An 18,612-nucleotide genomic window follows, 5' to 3' on the forward strand; every position below is an offset into this window, starting at 1 on the left:
AAAACTTGGCGGGTATTTTTGATTTGTGCCGGTGTCGGTTTTAAACCGTCCGGCGGGTCCAACTTGCAAAGTTTTAAATGAATATCTGGTATTGCAGGGTTAACTGACCACGTCGGCCGCCTGCTGATAGTTGGGAAGTACCTGATGAGGGTTCATAGTAGGGCCGATTCTGGTAATCGAGCGTAAGTTTACCATTGTGGCCTTTAATCAGGTAATTAAGACCAAGGTTATAAACACCCAGCGTGCTGGATACCCGTTGGTAATTAGCAATCTGAGCCTGCACATACGGCATAAGGGTGCCGTTTCCGGCACCGAACAGGTCCCGTTTCATCAGGTAACCGAACTGACCATAAACAACGCTGCCTGTACCAAACATAGGAAAGGTATTTCCTTGTGTACCGCCTAATGCACCCGGACGCTGGGCTGCCGAAATGTCGCTGGCGGGGTTCATGGCACCATTGAAACGAAGGTAGTTATTGCCATAATCTGTATGAAAATAGCCTAGATAGGCATTTACAGCTGTTCCTTTTTCCTTGCTCAGCGGCATATCCAGGAACGAAGCAACCGACCACAGGTTCATATTTTCGTAAATCGTATCGCCCGGAGCCGCCAGGTGTACCATAGCATTTTTCTGAGTAATGAAACCGGCTTCCAGATTAAATACTTTCTTCGCGCCGAGGTAAGTGCCCGTGTTATAGCCCGGAGCCTGATGAGATTCTTTATCGAAGAACTGCCACATGAAGAAACCCTGAAGCTGCTTTTCATGTCCTTTCAGCGCAAAAATAGAGTTTGGCCCGTAGGCTGGCAGAGCCGAACCGTTTGTCTGAATAGGGAAGGGATCACTCATGGCAATCCGATAATCGAGATGACCAACCTGTCCACGAGCATACAAACTCAGTTTTCGGGAAAATTCGTCTGTCTGGTCAACGGTCGCCTGAGCAAATACCGGTACATCCATCGACATGATCGTTGCCACGCTAGGAGCGCTGAAGCGCGAAAGTCCGTTGACAATCGTTAAGCCACCCCCAATATTAAGGTAGTTTTTGTTTTTAAAGACCAGGTATTCTGCAACGGCATCGTGGAAGAAAGCCTGTACTTTTCGCTGCGATGATGCCGTTTGATTAAATCCACCGTTCAGATAGTTAAAATTGTTCATCCCAAACTGGAAGTAAACAAAGACGTGATCGCTTAGCTGACCGAATAGCTGCATCCGGGTACGGCGCAGACCAATAGTAAGGGTATTGCCTTTTGGAACCCCAATCACTGTTGAACCGGGATTACTCTGGTTAAGCTGGAGCCAGGCCTGATTCAGAAAGGTAACTTTGAAAAAATGCGAACCCGACTCGTTAAGATTATATTTCAATTCGTTTTTCTCTGTTGCTGGCTTATGTTTGGGTGCGGTAGTTACCATCTCATTGACAATTACTGGCCCAGTTGTAATGATTACGGGTGCCGCAGGTTTAGTTGTATCGGTTAGCGATGGAGAAATAGACTGTTGAGCAAGTGTAAGTTGACAAATCATCAACAAAGTACTTACCCAAACGATCTTCATAAAAATATACATGTTACGGATGTTTTGGTATCACAACAAAGCTAGGTTGGTAACTTACAATGAGGACAAAACGCTGGTTAAATTGTAATTAAACTTAGACAAATAACCGTTTAAATGATCTTTTGGTGATGTTTTTTGGACAAAAAAAAGCCATCTGATGTTGAACAGACGGCTTTTTTTTTCTACTGAATTATTTCCAGTCACAATCTGGCGAAAGCCATTCCTGACCGGGATCGATAGGAGCGCCATCGGGGGGGGCAAGGGAAGGTGAAACAGGAATGGAGGCAGGATTTGTCTCGTATTGACTAATAAGCCAATACAAATAATCGGGCGTTGTACCAAGTGACGTTTCGTTATTAATTGTTCGGCCTGTGGGTATATTGACCGTTGGTTTAACCGCGTATTGGCTCTTGATACGCATTATGCCCTCATGTGCCGATGCCCGAACAGCACCATCTACATCCTTGTCTACGGCTAATTGCATCAGGCTTTCCAATACTTTACGCTGCAACATACGACTAATAGAACCTGCATAGGTAATATCTTTCTTTACTTGATTGTAGCCTTTCGAACTGTTATACGTTGACGAAATCAGTTGGTCGATCACCTGATCAAGGCTTGGAAGTAAACCATTCACGACCCATCGCTGGCTGGCTAACCGCGCACATCGCTCCGGATTCAATAGCATCCTGAGCGTCATAGCCGCAGCGGCTTCGGGTGGACCGAGGGGGTCAAATGTAATACCTGTGTGCCGTTTAAATACCTCTCGCTGATTGGGGTCATACCGAAATGGCCGAGGAGGAATCAGTGTAAGCACCACTGGCGGTACAGAAAGGAAACCAGGATCTAAAGTGGCTAATAAGGCATCTAAAGCTCGTTTTTGCTCTGGTGCGGGTACCGTCGACAAAACCGCCTGCCCATCGCCACGAAGGGCATTGGTGTAGGTTTGCCCACCTAATACTTTGGCAGCTGCTTCCACCTGATACCGATGGAACATATACATGGGCACAAGTACTTCTTCGAGTGTTGCCATTGGCATGCCGACCGGTATTTTCTTTTCCGTGAAATTGGCTAATGCCATTTTACGTACGTCCATAACACGCCGAAGTTCATCAACAGCATTTGCGCCGTTATCCCATAAGTGTGTGCCGGGGTGTGCCGAACCTTCGGGCCGGGCATCCTGATCAGTCAAAAAGGTAAGGCCCGCCTTATGCATATCGGTGACCAGTTTATTCAGCGCCTGTTTCTCATTCGTTCCGGCAGGAAACTGCTCATAACCATAGCGAATGCTCCATTTGTCGTAATCTCCAATGTTTTTGGCGTAGGCATCCGACAGGTCAATACTCGCGCCTTTAATTTTCGCAACCATCGTTGGGTAATCCATCACCGATGCCCGCTCCTGCGTGCTGGCGATGTAATTGTGTGGCAAGCCAAGCGTATGCCCAACTTCGTGAGCCGCCAGTTGCCGTAGTCGGTCGAGCGACATGGTCATCATAGGGTCGGCCTGTGACGAATCCGGCGACGGGCCAGTAAAATTGCCAACCAGACCCTGTGCAATCAGGTAATCCTGCCGAACACGTAATGAACCAAGCGTAACTTTTCCTTTAATGATTTCGCCCGTACGTGGATCGATGATGCTACCGCCGTATGACCATCCCCGAGTGGAGCGATGCACCCATTGAACCAAATTATAGCGGACATCCATTGGATCAGCGTCGGCAGGCAGCAACTTCACCTGAAACGCATTTTTGTATCCGGCGGCTTCGAACGCCTGATTCCACCAGGCAGTGCCTTCCATCAAAGCTGAGCGAATGGGTTCGGGGGTGCCGGGATCAATGTAATAAACGATAGGTTTTATGGCTTCGCTCACCGCTGCCGACGGGTCTTTCTTTTCCAGTCGATGCCGCGAAATGTACCGTTTCATAATTGGCTGACTTACGGGCGTGGCATAATCGAAATATTCGATACCACCGTAGCCGATGCGCGGGTCAAACAAACGGGGCTTATAATTCGCGTCAGGCAACTGCACAAACGAATGGTGCTGGTGCATCGTAACAACCGAGGGGGTTGGCACTACTTCGCGCAGGTAAGCCCCCGGATTGTCGCCAGTAAGGGTAATAATGGTTTCAAATTCAGTATTTTGTGGAAACGCTTTCGTGCGGGGTAAATACATCGCACTACGGGCTGGATCGAATTTAAAAGAACCCTGTTTCGTCCGGGCGATAGCCTGAACCGCCCCAACGGCATCCTGAATAAGAAAGGGTGTTAAATCGACGAGTACCTTTCCATTCTCTTCGGCTACAATATCGAAGCCGGCATGAACCGATTTGGCGAATGATTCCTCTACGGCCCGGCGTTCCTGAGGATCGTTGCTAATAGCACGATAGCTGTAATTGGGTTCAATGAGCAGCACTTTGGGGCCGCTGCGCTCAAATTTTACAACGTGCTCCTGACCTAACCGACCCCGATCAAGGCCAATATCATTCGATCCAACACCCTGTGCCAAGGTCGGATAATACAGGAATTCAGTGTTAAAAGAGGTTATTTCAAGCCATACTTTCCCCTTTTTGGCATCCCAGTAATAGGTCATGAAACCGGGGTTGCGTTCCATACCTGTGGTGAATGTGCCAATACTTCCTGATGTTCCGGTACTGCTGGTAGGTTGGGCCGACACCAGATAAGGGACGGCGAGTAATGAGTAGATAAATAAAAGTACCTTTTTATGCATTTTGAGATGAGGTTGTAATTCGTGCTCAAGATACGGTAAAAGGATTTATTGGCGATAGATATGCTCATAAAAGGATAGCCCGGCCATACTTTATGTTGTATGGCCGGGCTATCATGTTTATTATGTGAACGCTTCTCGACTATCGCAAACGATCTGATCCCCGTACTAATTTCTCATCCCGACGAATGAATCGATTGGCAAGCGCGTTAAAAACCAGAGCCGCAATAACGGCATAGAAACCCGGCAAAAAAGTGCCCTGGTCGGCAGGGTTGCCAAATTCTTTACCTACATAGAGCGTCCGATAAAGAATAATACCCATAATGGCAGTTAGCATCAACGCGTTTACGGCGCACATAGCCGTTTGTGTCAGCCTGTTTTTGTATTGAAAAATAGTGTAGAAAGACGACAGGCCAACAAGAGCAATTAAAAGGGCTAGATACCAGACCGTTTCGCCAAACGTTGCTGGTGAAGTTGGAACTGGAATGCCTGCTTGTGGTGAAACTAGTTGTTGTTGTGTGTACTGTAAGGCGGTAAGATGTGCCATCTCAGCCGGGGTTGCTCCTGCTTTCTCCCATAGAGGATTTGTGAGAGCAATACCCATGGCAACTGTGATGAGAAACAAAAATATCGTTTGAACGCGTTGGATCATTGGAGTTAATGATAAATGAATACTGAATAACGTATAAGGAAATTGTCCGTTACACCCTAAATGATTGGCAAAAATAGGCCAAAAACGACACATAATGAAAGCAGATATTCGCCTGATGGTAACAGCCGATGGATCGCATACCGCCATCAATGAGGGGTTGGATAAACCATATCATTCAATTCATGGTGCCTATCAGGAGTCGCAGCGGGTTTATATTGAATTGGGTTTGTTTCAGGCATTCAAAGAATTCCCTGAAACTGAGTTATATATCTTCGAAATGGGCTTTGGCACAGGCTTGAACGCACTACTCACGGCCCGCGAAGCGCAGATGCACAAACGAACTATTTTTTATTCGGCTATTGATGCTTATCCGCTGCCTATTGACGATGCCGGCCAGCTTAATTACGATGAACTATTTGGCACCTCTTATCTGCCAAAACTTCATGAATCTGCCTGGAATGAGCCGATTCATATAAACCCTTACTTCACGCTGGTGAAAAATGAAATCAAATTACAGGATTTCCAGACCGCCAATCGGTTCCACCTGATCTATTACGATGCTTTTGCGCCAACTGCTCAGGCCGAACTTTGGGAACCGGAAATTTTTGCCCAAATGGCCCGTTTATTGCTACCGGGTGGTATGTTAACCACCTATTGTTCGCGGAGTTATGTGCAGCGTAATATGCGGGCTGCTGGCCTGACGGTTGAAAAACACGCTGGCCCTTTGCACAAGCGCGACGTTTTGCGGGCAACGAAACAAGTTGAATAGTAGGAGTAACACACCTGGCAATCATTGGCGATACTTCACTGCCTTTAACAGTCTATCAGTGCAGGTTAAATACAGTGATTATTCTAATTTTATTAACCACCGTGCGTTAGTACTTAAAAACAACAGTAGCACCTATGAACCGTCTGCTTCTCTTCTTTGCAGGTTTCGTTTTGATCACCGTAAGCGCATTTCGAACCACTTTGCCGATTGACCCAGCCATTAGAAAAGTCCGTAACGAACCCAGACATATCAAGTGGCTAACCATTCAGGAAGCGTATGCCCTGACGCAAAAAAAGCCCAAAAAGTTTGTGGTAGATGTATACACAGATTGGTGTGGCTGGTGTAAAGTAATGGATCGTGAAACGTTTTCGAAGCCCGCCATTGTCGATTATGTAAACGAAAACTTTTACGCTGTTCGGTTTAATGCCGAGCAAACGGGCGACGTTACTCTGGGAAAACAGACGTTCAAATACATTAGTGGGGGGAGTCGGGGTGTTCACGAACTGGCCGCAGCCCTATTGAAAAACCAGATGAGCTACCCAACGACGGTATTTCTTGATGAGAAATTCAATCTAATTCAGCCAATTCCCGGCTATCTGGAACCACGCACCTTTCATCAGATTATCACGTACTTCGGTGAAAACTACCATCAGAAAGAGCCATTTGACCAATATAAAACAGGCACATATAAAGGATTTCAATCGGCCTTGACGGCAAGTAAATAAGCGCAAACTTACCAGGAACGCAGACTAAATGGATTGAGCGAATTAGAACAGATTTATCTGTTTTATCTGCCAAATCCGTTTAATCTGCGTTCTTATTTTTTACTTAAATTTGTAGTCTTTCATCAACCCAAACTGTCATAAAAAATGACTAACCGAGTACGTTTTTTTATACCAGTAGCCCTTGCTATAAGTCTTATAGCCGCTATTGCCCCAAAATTCATCGATCCAGAAAATATGGATTTATCGGTGAAGCCAGGCGATAATTTTTACCAGTATGCCAATGGTAACTGGCTCAAAAAAAATGCAGTTCCTGCGTCCAAAACATCATGGGGTAGCTTTAATGAATTACGTGAAAAGAGCCTGGATGCAATGAAGTCGTTGTTGGAAGAAGCATCCAAAACATCGACAAAAGGGCGCTTATATCAAATGGTAGGTGATTATTACCTGAGCGGTATGGATAGCCTGGCCATTGAACAACGTGGCTTTGATCCTATCAAGCTCGATCTTGCCCGCATCGACCAGGTTAACAATAAAGCCGGATTCTTTAATGAACTGGCCTACCAACGTACGCAAAGTAATGGTATGCTATTTGGCTTCTTTGTCGCGCAGGACCGAAAAAATGTAAGCAAATACCTTCCGCAATTTGGTCAGGGTGGTACTACACTTCCTGACCGGGATTATTACCTGAAAAATGATGCTCGCAGTCTGAAAATACGGGATGCCTACCACGACAATTTGACTAAAATGTTTGCCCTGATTGGTGAAGAGCCTACGCAGGCAGTTCAGGATGCAGACGTGATTATGCGCATCGAAACTGCGTTGGCCAAAGCACAAATGCCGCGTGTCGATATGCGTGATCCGTACAAAACGTATAACAAACTGACTGTTGCCAGTTTTTCTCAGCAGACACCCGGTATCAATTGGTCCGACCAGCTAACGAAATATGGTATAAAAGGTCAGGATACAGTATTGGTACAGAGCCCTGCATTTTTTCGGTCGCTTGATAGCCTGGTTTCGGCTACACCAATTGAGGACTTGCGTACATACATGCGCTGGAACATTCTCAAAGGAGCGGCCCCTTATTTGAGCGATGCCTTTGTAAAACAAAACTTTGCTTTCTCGCGCGTGCTGACCGGTCAAAAGGAGCAAACACCCCGCTGGCAGCGCATTAGTGGCCTGATCGACAATTCGCTTGGCGATTTGTTAGGCCAGCTTTACGTCCAGAAGTATTTCAAGCCCGAAGCAAAACAGCGTATGATGACGCTGGTGGATAACCTCGAAACATCCTACAAAGAGCATATCAATAAACTCGACTGGATGAGCGAGGAAACCAAGAAAAAAGCACTGACGAAATTAGTAGCGTTTAAACGTAAGATCGGCTATCCCGATAAATGGAAAAGCTACGAAGGCGTTGTCATCAATCGAAATGATTATTATGGCAACGTTAAATCGGCCAGTAAATGGTCGTACAATTACATGATCAACCGATTGGGCAAACCTGTTGATAAAACAGAGTGGGGGATGACACCACCAACGGTAAACGCCTACTACAACCCCGTAAATAACGAAATTGCTTTCCCGGCGGCTATCCTGCAATTCCCATTTTTCGATTTCGAGGCCGATGACGCCATAAACTACGGCGGTATCGGTGCTGTGATTGGTCATGAAATGACACACGGCTTCGATGATTCGGGTCGCCAATATGATGCTGACGGAACACTCCGCGATTGGTGGACGAAAACCGATGCCGACAACTTCAAAAAACGAGCCGACCAGGTAAAAGAGCAATTCTTCGGGTTCAAAGTGCTTGATTCCATTAAAGTGAATGGTCAGCTAACCCTCGGCGAAAATCTCGCCGACCTCGGTGGACTTAACATAGCGTACGACGCCTTCAAAAAAACGGCACAGGGTAAGTCGAGCGGCAAGAAAAGCCTGGTGGATGGGTTCACTCCCGATCAGCGATTTTTCCTGTCGTGGGCACAAGTGTGGCGAATCAATGTGCTTCCTGAAACAGAAGCGCAACTCATCATGACTGATCCGCACGCACCGGGTTTGTACCGCTGCAACGGGCCGTTATCAAATATCAACGCCTGGTATCAGGCATTCAATGTTCAGCCCGGCGATAAGATGTACAAGAAGCCAGAAGATCGGATTAAGGTCTGGTAAATGAATCAGGCTTGACAGAAGGGCTCGGATAAACTCTGGCTATCCGGGCCCTTTAATTATCCTAAACCTCCCTTTTATGAAAACATCATTCCTGTTCACTGCTCTTTTAATTGCCAGTTTATCCTGCCAAACCAAAACAAAGCAGGAAGCGCAAACAACTTCGGCAACAGTCACAGAAGACAGTGCCACCGCACTGGCAAAGCGGCCGGGGCCTGACAGCCCCCGAACGGCGGCCGACCGCTTAGTAAGAGCTTTATACTTTGAACATAACAAGACAGAAAATCCCATGCGAGAGACAAAAGACCGCTCATTAGTGGACCAGTTTTTCGCCAAGCCTACCGCAGACCTAATCTGGAATGACGCACAAAAATTAGGAAGCAAACTAAATCGAACGAAAATAAATTTGCTCTATAATGCGCCCGATGCGGCTATAAAAAAGACCTGGGTGTTGCCATCAGTGTTAGGAGGAACGAGGGCAATTGTGTATGTAACTTTTGAGAATAAGGCTAAACCAGAAGAAGTTAGAGTTGATATGCAGCAAGTTGCCGGACGGTGGCGCATTACTGAAATGCAGTATCCTGACGGGAAACAGCTCACCAAATTGTTGCACTAAAATTCATCTTTGTTAAATTATTTTTGGGGCATCTGTTGACAACACCGTAAAAACGTGTAATTTTGCAACTCCAAACCGGAAACGGGGTGGAAAATCGTTCTTTAACAGTGTTTTTTGGGGAGTTTCCAGAGTGGCCAAATGGATCAGACTGTAAATCTGCTGGTGTACGCCTTCGGAGGTTCGAATCCTCCACTCCCCACTCTTTAGTAATTAGTTAATGGTGATTTACTGTATCAGTCAGTACCCACTGTTAGTTAATCATTAAGTAAGCGGAAGTAGCTCAATTGGTAGAGCGATAGCCTTCCAAGCTATAGGTTGCGGGTTCGAGACCCGTCTTCCGCTCTGTTAATTACATTGTTAAAAACAAGCCGTTATAGCTCAGCGGTAGAGCACTTCCTTGGTAAGGAAGAGGTCCGGGGTTCAAGTCCCCGTAACGGCTCAGGACTTCTTAATGGAGTCTTTTTGACGGGGCCGCCCGTGCGGTATTAAGCCCAAACGGCATCAGTCCTCAAACGAGGGTGATCTCGCTGGGTTTAATTTATTTTCAGCGAGTTCATTCAATAACAAAAACAGTTCACAATAGCGTTTTAAAAACATGGCAAAAGAGAATTTTGACCGCTCGAAACCGCACGTAAACATCGGTACGATTGGTCACGTTGACCACGGTAAAACGACGCTGACGGCTGCCATTACGAAAGTGCTGGCCGGAAAGGGTCTGGCCGCAATTCGGGACTTCTCCTCGATTGACAACGCTCCGGAAGAAAAAGAGCGCGGTATCACCATCAATACATCGCACGTTGAATATTCAACGGCAAAGCGTCACTACGCGCACGTCGATTGCCCAGGCCACGCTGACTATGTGAAGAACATGGTTACGGGTGCTGCTCAGATGGACGGAGCTATCCTTGTGGTAGCTGCAACAGACGGACCAATGCCACAAACGCGTGAGCACATCCTGCTTGCTCGTCAGGTAGGTGTTCCTCAACTTGTTGTGTTTATGAATAAAGTGGACATGGTTGATGATCCGGAACTTCTTGAACTCGTTGAAATGGAAATTCGCGAGTTGTTGAGTTTCTACAACTTCGACGGTGACAATATTCCAGTTATTCAAGGTTCGGCTCTTGGTGGCCTGAACGGCGATGAAAAATGGGTTGCTACCATTGAAGAGTTGATGGACAGTGTTGATAGTTTTATCCCACTGCCTCCTCGTATGACAGAACTTCCATTCCTTATGCCCGTAGAGGACGTATTCTCGATCACAGGTCGTGGTACAGTTGCTACCGGTCGTATTGAACGGGGTATCATCAACTCGGGCGAACAAGTTGAGATCCTGGGTATGGGTGCTGAAAACCTTAAATCGGTTGTAACAGGTGTTGAAATGTTCCGGAAAATTCTGGACCGTGGCGAAGCTGGTGACAACGTAGGTCTTCTGCTACGTGGTATTGAAAAAACCGATATCCGTCGTGGTATGGTTATTTGCAAGCCAGGTTCAGTAACTCCTCACGCTAAATTTAAGGCTGAGATCTATGTACTGTCGAAAGAAGAAGGTGGTCGTCACACACCATTCTTTAACAAGTACCGTCCACAGTTTTACTTCCGTACCACAGACGTAACGGGTGAAATTACTTTGCCAGCCAACGTTGAGATGGTAATGCCAGGTGATAACATTACGATTGAAGTAAGTCTGATCAATAAAATTGCTATGGAAAAAGGTCTTCGTTTCGCTATTCGCGAAGGTGGCCGTACCGTAGGAGCTGGTCAGGTAACGGAAATTATCGACTAAGGTAAATATCTCAAAACAAGTGCATTTCTTAACAGAGATGCACTTGTTTTGCTAATAATAGTTCGTACTTTTGCAGTCCGTTTCGGGGCACGTCGATTCGGTCATTTTTGCAAAAAAATTAAACGGGTGTAGTTCAAGGGTAGAATAGCGGTCTCCAAAACCGTTGATGGGAGTTCGAATCTCTCCACCCGTGCAAATCCCTTACTTTAACATGGACAAGTTTATCTCGTTTCTGAAAGCCTCCTGGGAGGAAGTTCAGCACAACGTGACTTGGCCCAAATTCAGCGATCTGCAATCCAGTTCAACGCTGGTACTGGTAGCATCGCTGATTTTTGCGCTACTAGTCGGTCTAATAGATTTAGTATTTGAGAATGGCCTGAATATGTTTTATCAGTCATTCTAAATTGATTTATGAGGGACAATCAAGGCGTGTAGTTAACACATTACTGGATTCGTAACTCATAATTCTTAACGGGGCCGCCCGCGCGGTCGTAACGACAAGATGAACGGCATACAGTGGTACGTCATACGGGCAGTGTCGGGGCAGGAAAAGAAGATCAAATCCTACCTTGATAACGAAATTATCCGGCAAAAGTTGGACGAAGTAATTCCGGAAGTCCTTATTCCGGCAGAGAAAGTGTATGAAATGCGCAACGGTAAGAAGCGTGTTCGGGAAAAATCATTCTTTCCCGGTTACATTTTGATTTCGGCTGATCTGGGGAACAATCGGGCACTCGATATGATTCTAAATATGCCGGGCGTACTTGGTTTTTTGGGTAACGCGCAGGTAGGAACTACCTCAAAAGTACCCGTTGCATTGCGTCAGGCAGAAGTCAATCGTATTTTAGGTAAAGTGCACGAAGAAGCGCAGGAAGTTGCTGCACCAACGGTTGCTTACATTAAAGGCGAATCAGTAAAAGTAGTCGATGGTCCATTTGGTGGTTTCATCGGTACAGTAGAAGAAGTATTTGACGACCGGAAGAAAGTGAACGTCGTTGTAAAAATATTTGGCCGGAATACTCCGGTAGAACTCAGTTACGCGCAAGTAGAAAAGGAACTTTGATTTTAATCAAATTCCGTGATCGGACGTCCTATGCTTCCCTCAGAGGATAAACGATCAAAACAAGTTGGTTTGCCGTGAAGAAACCTGGATCGGTTATGTGACTAACTCCCGGGCAACGTAAATAGCAGATCGTAACTCAATTATCACAATGGCAAAAGAAGTAGGTGGCTACGTAAAGCTGCAAGTCAAAGGCGGGCAAGCCAACCCCTCTCCTCCGATCGGTCCGGCTCTGGGTTCCAAAGGTTTGAATATCATGGAATTCTGCAAGCAGTTCAATGGCCGGACGCAGGATAAAATGGGTACGGTGCTTCCGGTTCTGATTACATATTATAAGGATAAGTCCTTTGATTTCGTCATCAAAACTCCGCCCGCACCGATTCTGCTGTTGGAAGCAGCTAAGCTGAAAGGCGGCTCTGCTCAACCAAACCGCAACAAAGTAGGCTCTGTATCATGGGAGCAAATTCGGACCATCGCGGAAACAAAGATGCCCGATTTGAACGCCTTTACGGTGGAGTCAGCAATGAAGCAGGTGGCCGGTACGGCCCGCAGCATGGGAATCACGGTGACGGGCACAGAGCCCTTCGAGAACTAATAGACTTGCCGAAGCAAACACAGACATGGCTAAGTTAACGAAAAAACAAAAGGAAGCTCAATCGAAGTACGATGCTGCCAAAGAATATTCGCTCCAACAGGCGGCTGAAATTCTGAAGGACATCTCGTTCACGAAATTCGACGCTTCCGTGGATATTGACGTTCGGTTGGGCGTTGACCCGCGTAAGGCCGACCAAATGGTTCGTGGCGTTGCTACGTTGCCACATGGTACGGGCAAAACGGTTCGCGTTCTGGTGCTTTGCACCCCGGACAAGGAGAACGAAGCGAAAGAGGCTGGTGCTGATTACGTGGGGCTGGACGAGTATATCCAGAAGATTGAACAAGGCTGGACGGACATCGACGTGATTATCACGATGCCAAGCGTCATGGCTAAAGTTGGTCGTCTGGGTAAAGTTCTTGGTCCACGCGGTTTAATGCCAAACCCAAAATCGGGTACGGTAACTCCTGACGTAGCGAAAGCAGTTCGCGAGGTGAAAGCTGGTAAAATCGACTTTAAAGTCGATAAACAGGGAGCTATTCACACCAGTATTGGTAAAGTATCGTTTACGCCAGAAAAACTGGCCGAAAACGCGCAGGAAATTATTGCTACACTGATGCGTCTAAAGCCTTCATCGGCCAAGGGAACGTATGTGAAAACAATCAACCTGTCGAGCACAATGAGTCCGGGAGTAACGATTGATAAAGGCACAGTAGCCGGAATTTAAGCCATGAAGCGCGAGGACAAAGGAGCAATTATTGAGGAATTAACTGGAAAGTTCCAGTCTATTCCCTTCTTCTACATCACGGAAGCCAATGGCATGACGGTTGCTGAAACAAACAACCTCCGTCGGATGTGTTTTGAGCGGGGCATCGAGTATAGAGTGGTGAAAAATACATTCATCAAGAAAGCACTCGAACCCCTTGATACGGATTATACTCCGTTCAACGATACGGTATTGCATGGTCAGTCGGCGGTGATGTTTCACCCCGAAAATGGCAAAGCACCGGCTAAGCTTATTAAGGAGTTCCGTAAAACGAACGACAAGCTGCAACTGAAAGCTGCGTCTATTGACAATAGCTTATTTATTGGTGCTGATCAACTTGATATGCTCATCGCACTGAAGAGCAAAGAAGAGTTAATCGGAGAAATCATCGGTCTGTTGCAATCACCTGCCAAAAACGTCATCTCGGCGTTGCAAAGTGGCGGCAACAAATTGGCCGGTATCCTCAAAACGCTGTCGGAGCGCGAGGAAGCAGCCTAGCTGTAACGCGGACAGGATGTCCGCACTATCCGGCAAATTAAATGCGGACAAGATGTCCGTATTACTAACATATTGTATCACAACCAAATTAATATATTACTACAATGGCAGATTTGAAAGCGTTCGCGGAGCAGCTTGTAAGCCTGACAGTTAAAGAAGTTAACGAGTTAGCTACTATCCTGAAGGATGAGTATGGTATCGAACCGGCTGCAGCCGCTCCAGTAATGGTAGCTGGTGGTGCAGGCGCAGGTGATGCCGCTCCGGCTGTTGCTGAGAAAACGTCGTTTGACGTTGTTCTTAAGTCGGCTGGTGCTGCTAAACTAGCTGTCGTGAAACTGGTTAAAGATCTAACGGGTCTGGGCCTGAAAGAAGCCAAGGAATTGGTTGACACAGCACCGAAACCAGTTAAAGAAGGTGTAAGCAAAGACGAAGCCGAAGCGCTTCGTAAGCAACTTGAAGAAGCTGGTGCTGAAGTAGAAGTTAAGTAAGCAACTTGCTCTTTCGCATATCGCTCCAAGCAGGGGAGGCCAGACCAACGTCTGGTCTTTTCCTGTTTGGAGACTTTTTGTCTAAGCTCTTGCAGAAGACAAACTTATTTATATTGCCTTATGTTGTCTATTTACGCCCCTTAGGTCGGGTGACACCCGGGGCCTGAATAGCCGCTTAGTTCGAGTGCCGTGGCAAATCTTCGCAACGCACTCATTGAGAATCGGTTACGCAACTAAACGAAGCACAATCTTGGCGACAAACGCGAAAATCAGTACGCGCAAAAATTTTGCGACGATTCAGCCAGTGATTGGGTATCCAGACTTTTTGGATATTCAAGTAAAATCCTTCAAAGATTTTTTCCAGCTTGACACGCCCTCCAACCAACGGTCGGAAGAAGGGTTGTTCAAAGTTTTTCAGGAAAATTTCCCCATTTCAGACTCCCGCGAGAATTTTAAGTTGGAGTTCATCGACTACTTGGTCGATCCCCCGAAATACTCGGTTGACGAGTCTATCGATCGGGGTTTGACGTATTCGGTGCCTTTGAAAGCGAAACTGCGCCTTACAAACAATGACCCCGACAACGAGGACTTTGAAACGATTGAGCAGGAAGTATTCTTAGGAAACATTCCGTATATGACCGAGAAAGGCTCGTTTGTCATTAACGGAGCCGAACGTGTGATTGTTTCTCAATTGCACCGTTCGCCGGGTGTGTTCTTCTCCATGAGCAAGCACACAAACGGAACAAAGCTTTATTCAGCTCGGATTATTCCTTTTAAAGGCTCTTGGATTGAATTCTCAACCGATGTTAACAATGTCATGTATGCGTACATTGACCGCAAGAAGAAATTCCCGGTTACAACGCTTTTACGGGCTATTGGTTTCGGTTCAGATAAAGACATCTTGGACTTGTTCGGTTTATCGGAAGAAGTACCGGCAACGCCTGCCAACCTGAAAAAGGCCATTGGCCGTCGGTTAGCGGCTCGGGTACTGCGCACGTGGACGGAAGATTTCGTGGATGAGGATACGGGCGAAGTGGTGTCGATCAGTCGGAACGAGGTGCTCCTGGAGCGCGACTCGGCTATTTCCGTAGACGATATCGATGTAATTACGGAATCGGGACAGAAGTCGGTCATTCTGCATAAGGAAGACATGAACATGGCCGATTACAACATTATTTACAACACGCTGCAAAAAGATAGCTCTAACTCTGAAAAAGAGGCTGTAGAGCAAATCTACCGGCAGCTTCGGAACGCTGATGCACCTGACGAGCAAACCGCTCGTGAAATCATTCAGAGCTTGTTCTTCTCGGATAAGCGCTATGACCTTGGTGACGTAGGCCGCTACCGGATTAATAAAAAGCTCGGTCTTGACATTTCGTCAGACATGAAAGTACTGACCACAGAAGACATCGTGTCGATTGTGAAGTACCTGATTGGTCTGATCAACTCGAAAGCCGTTGTCGATGATATTGACCACCTGAGTAATCGACGTGTTCGGACAGTAGGTGAGCAGTTATATGCACAGTTTGGCGTTGGTCTGGCCCGTATGGCCCGGACGATCAAAGAACGGATGAATGTGCGGGATAATGAGGACTTCAAACCTGTCGACCTTATCAATGCCCGGACGCTATCGTCGGTTATTAACTCGTTCTTTGGCACTAACCAGCTATCGCAGTTCATGGACCAAACCAACCCACTGGCCGAAGTGACGCACAAGCGTCGCATGTCAGCATTGGGACCCGGTGGTCTATCTCGCGAACGGGCGGGCTTCGAGGTTCGTGACGTACACTATACCCACTATGGTCGTCTGTGTACTATCGAAACACCTGAAGGACCAAATATTGGTCTGATTTCATCACTGTGTGTCTATGCTAAAATTAATAGCATGGGCTTCATCGAAACACCTTACCGGATTATTGAAAATGGTAAAGTATCGATGGACAAGCCGGTGATGTATCTGACGGCTGAAGAAGAAGATACGCACTATATCGCGCAGGCTAACGCAGGTATCGACAAGAAAGGAAATTTCATGGTTGATCGCCTGAAGGCCCGTTTTGAAGGTGACTTCCCGATTGCTGAACCGCAGAATGTAACCTTCATGGACATTGCGCCAAACCAGATTGTGTCGGTTGCTGCGTCTATGATTCCGTTCCTCGAACACGATGATGCTAACCGTGCCCTGATGGGTTCGAACATGCAACGTCAGGCTGTGCCACTTCTCCGTCCTGAAGCACCTATCGTAGGTACAGGTTTGGAAGCTCGTGTAGCGGTTGATTCGCGGACATTGGTTATTGCTGAAGCTGATGGCGTAATTGAATTTGTTGACGCATCTAAAATCATTGTTCGCTATAGTCTTGATGAAGATCAGTTGGCTATTACGTTCGATGAAGATCGGAAGACATACAACCTCATCAAGTTCCGTCGTACCAACCAGGATACATGCATCAACATTCGTCCAACTGTTCTTAAAGGACAGAAGGTGAAGAAAGGTGATGTATTGTGCGAAGGCTACGCCACACAGGCCGGTGAACTGGCCCTTGGCCGGAACATGAAAGTAGCGTTCATGCCTTGGCAAGGATATAACTTTGAGGATGCTATTGTGATTTCGGAGCGTGTTGTACGCGAAGATATCTTTACCTCGATTCACATCGAAGAGTTTGAACTGGAAGTTCGTGATACCAAGCGGGGCGAAGAGGAATTAACCTCTGAAATTCCGAACGTAAGCGAAGAAACTGTTCGTAACCTCGATGAAAATGGTATCGTTCGGGTAGGTACAGAAGTGAAGGAAGGCGATATTCTGATCGGTAAGATTACACCGAAGGGCGAAAGCGATCCGACACCAGAAGAAAAACTTCTCCGTGCCATTTTTGGCGACAAAGCTGGCGACGTGAAAGATGCTTCCAAAAAAGCACCACCATCGCTGAAAGGCGTCGTGATCGATACCAAGTTGTTTGCGCGTCCGGCCAAAGAAGATCGGGGCAAGCATAAAGACGAGGTAAAAGCACTGATGAAGAAATATGGCCGTGAGTTGAATGACTTCCGGGCTCGTATGATCGAGAAATTGGTGCATTTGCTGGATGGCAAAACCAGCGCGGGTGCTAAACATAAGTTTGGCGACGAGATTGTGAGCAAAGGCGTGAAGTTCAACCGTAAGAATATTACGGATAACCTCTTCCCGGATCGCAATGCCTACCGCGATGAAAGCAGCTACTCTGTACCAGAGGAAGCTAACCTTCTGGCCGATATGAACCTCGACAACTGGACGGATGATGAAAAACTGAACCAGATGCTTGTCACGCTGATTAAAAGCTACAACAATCGTCGCAGTGAAATCACCGGTCGGTTCAAACGTGAACGGTTTACGCTCGAAGTTGGTGATGAATTACCTGCCGGTATCGTGAAACTAGCTAAAGTCTATATTGCCAAGAAGCGTAAGCTGAAAGTAGGGGATAAGATGGCTGGCCGTCACGGTAACAAAGGGGTTGTTGCCCGGATCGTGCGCGATGAAGACATGCCATTCCTGGAAGATGGAACGAAAGTCGATATTGTACTGAACCCGCTTGGCGTACCATCCCGTATGAACATCGGGCAGATTTACGAAACTGTACTGGCCTGGGCCGGTCAGAAATTAGATCGTAAATATGCAACCCCGATTTTCGACGGTGCGACAGAACAGCAGGTAGCTGATGAGCTGGATGAGGCAGGTTTGCCATCATTTGGCCGGACGTACCTATACAATGGTCTGACGGGCGACCGTTTTGATCAGCCTGTAACGGTTGGGATCATCTACATGCTCAAGCTCGGTCACTTGGTGGACGATAAGATGCACGCCCGTTCCATTGGGCCCTACTCGCTCATTACACAGCAACCGCTGGGTGGTAAAGCGCAGTTTGGTGGTCAACGGTTCGGTGAGATGGAAGTGTGGGCGCTGGAAGCCTTCGGTGCTTCGCACATCCTGCAGGAAATCCTGACGGTGAAATCCGATGACGTGGTTGGCCGCGCGAAGGCATATGAGGCAATCGTGAAAGGTGAAAACCTGCCGAAGCCAAATATTCCTGAGTCGTTCAACGTACTCGTACACGAGTTGCGTGGTCTGGCACTTGAAATTACACTTGAATAAAAGTGAAGTCGTGGAGTAAGTGGAGTGAGTAAAGGTGGTAAATCCTTCTTTACTCACTTCACTTACTCCACTTACTCCACTCATTTTAACCTATAATCTCCAA

15 protein-coding genes and 4 tRNA genes are annotated in these 18,612 nt (G+C 46.9%); 16 read left to right on the plus strand and 3 right to left on the minus strand.

Going from position 1 to position 18,612, the window contains the following annotated elements; genetic code table 11:
- Positions 1–73: 73 nt before the first annotated feature.
- The 3 genes from CWM47_RS04790 to CWM47_RS04800 form a co-directional block, all read right to left on the minus strand.
- The gene (locus CWM47_RS04790) at positions 74–1,552 is read right to left on the minus strand and encodes a hypothetical protein (RefSeq protein WP_240625710.1); all 1,479 of its coding nucleotides are present in this window, start codon (positions 1,550–1,552) and stop codon (positions 74–76) included.
- A gap of 190 nt (positions 1,553–1,742) precedes the next feature.
- Complete coding sequence (locus tag CWM47_RS04795) at positions 1,743–4,280, minus strand: zinc-dependent metalloprotease (RefSeq protein WP_100986712.1); 2,538 nt, start codon at positions 4,278–4,280, stop codon at positions 1,743–1,745.
- A 139-nt stretch (positions 4,281–4,419) separates the two neighbouring features.
- Positions 4,420–4,929: a DUF4293 domain-containing protein gene (locus tag CWM47_RS04800; protein ID WP_100986714.1), complete on the minus strand. Its 510-nt coding sequence runs from the start codon at positions 4,927–4,929 to the stop codon at positions 4,420–4,422.
- 94 nt (positions 4,930–5,023) lie between these two features.
- On the opposite strand from CWM47_RS04800, the gene mnmD reads away from it, so the two are divergent.
- From mnmD to rpoB, 16 genes are all read left to right on the plus strand, one after another.
- The gene (gene mnmD, locus CWM47_RS04805; protein WP_100986716.1) at positions 5,024–5,698 is read left to right on the plus strand and encodes a tRNA (5-methylaminomethyl-2-thiouridine)(34)-methyltransferase MnmD; all 675 of its coding nucleotides are present in this window, start codon (positions 5,024–5,026) and stop codon (positions 5,696–5,698) included.
- Positions 5,699–5,832: 134 nt separating this feature from the next.
- Complete coding sequence (locus CWM47_RS04810; RefSeq protein ID WP_100986718.1) at positions 5,833–6,423, plus strand: thioredoxin family protein; 591 nt, start codon at positions 5,833–5,835, stop codon at positions 6,421–6,423.
- Positions 6,424–6,567: 144 nt separating this feature from the next.
- On the plus strand, positions 6,568–8,589 hold the full coding sequence (locus tag CWM47_RS04815; RefSeq protein ID WP_100986720.1) for a M13 family metallopeptidase: 2,022 nt from the start codon (positions 6,568–6,570) through the stop codon (positions 8,587–8,589).
- A gap of 76 nt (positions 8,590–8,665) precedes the next feature.
- Positions 8,666–9,202 (plus strand): hypothetical protein, encoded by a 537-nt coding sequence (locus tag CWM47_RS04820; protein ID WP_100986722.1) that lies wholly within the window; start codon positions 8,666–8,668, stop codon positions 9,200–9,202.
- A 116-nt stretch (positions 9,203–9,318) separates the two neighbouring features.
- Positions 9,319–9,401: transfer RNA gene (locus tag CWM47_RS04825), tRNA-Tyr, on the plus strand.
- A gap of 70 nt (positions 9,402–9,471) precedes the next feature.
- Positions 9,472–9,544 (plus strand) — tRNA-Gly (locus CWM47_RS04830).
- 25 nt (positions 9,545–9,569) lie between these two features.
- A tRNA-Thr gene (locus CWM47_RS04835) sits at positions 9,570–9,641 on the plus strand.
- A 156-nt stretch (positions 9,642–9,797) separates the two neighbouring features.
- Positions 9,798–10,985, plus strand: coding sequence for an elongation factor Tu (tuf, locus tag CWM47_RS04840; RefSeq protein ID WP_100986724.1), 1,188 nt, complete (start codon positions 9,798–9,800; stop codon positions 10,983–10,985).
- 122 nt (positions 10,986–11,107) lie between these two features.
- A tRNA-Trp gene (locus CWM47_RS04845) sits at positions 11,108–11,178 on the plus strand.
- Positions 11,179–11,196: 18 nt separating this feature from the next.
- Entirely contained in the window at positions 11,197–11,388 is a 192-nt protein-coding gene (gene secE, locus CWM47_RS04850; RefSeq protein ID WP_100986726.1) for a preprotein translocase subunit SecE, read from the plus strand.
- Positions 11,389–11,487: 99 nt separating this feature from the next.
- A complete protein-coding gene (gene nusG / locus CWM47_RS04855) occupies positions 11,488–12,048 on the plus strand; it encodes a transcription termination/antitermination protein NusG (RefSeq protein WP_100986729.1) in 561 nt (186 codons plus the stop codon).
- A gap of 148 nt (positions 12,049–12,196) precedes the next feature.
- The gene (gene rplK / locus CWM47_RS04860; protein WP_100986731.1) at positions 12,197–12,640 is read left to right on the plus strand and encodes a 50S ribosomal protein L11; all 444 of its coding nucleotides are present in this window, start codon (positions 12,197–12,199) and stop codon (positions 12,638–12,640) included.
- A 25-nt stretch (positions 12,641–12,665) separates the two neighbouring features.
- Entirely contained in the window at positions 12,666–13,364 is a 699-nt protein-coding gene (rplA, locus tag CWM47_RS04865; RefSeq protein ID WP_100986733.1) for a 50S ribosomal protein L1, read from the plus strand.
- A gap of 3 nt (positions 13,365–13,367) precedes the next feature.
- Positions 13,368–13,901, plus strand: a complete 534-nt coding sequence (gene rplJ / locus CWM47_RS04870; RefSeq protein WP_100986735.1) for a 50S ribosomal protein L10 — start codon at positions 13,368–13,370, stop codon at positions 13,899–13,901.
- Positions 13,902–14,005: 104 nt separating this feature from the next.
- The gene (rplL, locus tag CWM47_RS04875; protein ID WP_100986737.1) at positions 14,006–14,389 is read left to right on the plus strand and encodes a 50S ribosomal protein L7/L12; all 384 of its coding nucleotides are present in this window, start codon (positions 14,006–14,008) and stop codon (positions 14,387–14,389) included.
- Positions 14,390–14,639: 250 nt separating this feature from the next.
- Positions 14,640–18,509, plus strand: a complete 3,870-nt coding sequence (gene rpoB / locus CWM47_RS04880) for a DNA-directed RNA polymerase subunit beta (protein WP_100986739.1) — start codon at positions 14,640–14,642, stop codon at positions 18,507–18,509.
- Positions 18,510–18,612: the final 103 nt, after the last annotated feature.

Origin of the sequence: Spirosoma pollinicola, assembly GCF_002831565.1 — a bacterium.
Classification (GTDB): domain Bacteria; phylum Bacteroidota; class Bacteroidia; order Cytophagales; family Spirosomataceae; genus Spirosoma; species Spirosoma pollinicola.